Origin of the sequence: Leyella stercorea, assembly GCF_021531355.1 — a bacterium.
GTDB lineage: Bacteria > Bacteroidota > Bacteroidia > Bacteroidales > Bacteroidaceae > Prevotella.
On sequence record NZ_JADYTS010000168.1, the window covers coordinates 1 to 1,127 of the forward strand.

Below are 1,127 nucleotides of genomic sequence, written 5' to 3' on the forward strand. Positions count from 1 at the left end.
AGCCGTCATGATAGAAGTAGTATACAAGACCGGTGTTTACTGCAGTCACCACCCATATATAGGCTTTCTTTATTCCTTTGCCGTCCTTGTTCTTGTCTTTGACAAGCACCTTGTGGTATGTCTCGTCGCCAGCGATGTATGTATCCTCCTTGATGACGCTGCCGAGTGCCTTGTAGAGATTCTCGAATAGATTCTCTGTCTTGCGGAGCAGACCGTGTGCCGTCCCCTTGTCCATGTCGAAGCCGTTGTCGTTGAAGAGTTTCACAATTCTCTCCACCGGCATTGCGTATATGTATCTCAGCTGTGCCAGACCTGCGATGAACGAGCCGTCATACTGTGAATTGAGAAAAGGCGCGTCAGGGGCCTTGCCTGAAAAGAACTCGTCGTTCTGCGTATACGTACGCACATGGTATATCTTCTTGATGAAGCGCATGGGGATGAGTTCGTAGCGTATCACGTCTCTGGTCTTGTACAGTCGTGCCAGATCCTTGTTGAAGCGCGGATCTTCCGGTTCGACATCCTCCTCGACGACTTCCACCTCCAGATGCTGCTTGCGCTTTACACCGTTGTTGGTACGGGCACGTTCCTTCTTCTCCGAAGGCTGGTCTGTCGTTGTGTCCTGGGACGCAGGTGTCGGGGTTTGTTTCTCCGATTTGTTCTGTGTTATCTTGGCGAGTCCCTTGATTATGCGCTTCTGCTTGGCCTCCTCCTCTGACTTGTGTTCGAGCAGGTTTCTTAAAGACGTGACCTCTTCCAGAAGGACGTCCGCCTTACGGTTGGATGCCGCAAGTTGGTTTTGCAGGGAGCAAATCTGTTCCTGCAAAAATGAGTTCTGTTGCTGCAACAATGCAATAATCTCGTCTTTATTCATACTTCAAAGGTACGAAAAAAAGACGAGACTACCAAACAATATATCATATATTTTAATAAAGATATTGCTGATTATCAAGCGTTTACAAACGTACAACTGTCAATATTCAACCTCTTGCGATATCTTACCGACCTCAACGATATTCCGCTCATTATAGCGGATAGGGTCTTGTAGGGCATTACGCAAGCCTTCTTGCCGGTATTGAAATAGGGTATCTCGAAGGTACCTCTTTCAAGCCGCTTCTGATACAGTGTGA

At 47.6% G+C, this 1,127-nt stretch carries 2 protein-coding genes; both read right to left on the minus strand.

The window, feature by feature from the left end; all coding sequences use genetic code 11:
• Positions 1–871 (minus strand): IS66 family transposase (locus I6E38_RS14855; protein WP_235394709.1); only part of this gene is annotated, 871 nt, incomplete at its 3' end.
• A gap of 74 nt (positions 872–945) precedes the next feature.
• Positions 946–1,127, minus strand: a 182-nt coding sequence (gene tnpB, locus I6E38_RS14860; protein WP_235394710.1) for an IS66 family insertion sequence element accessory protein TnpB, incomplete at its 5' end; no start/stop codon positions are given.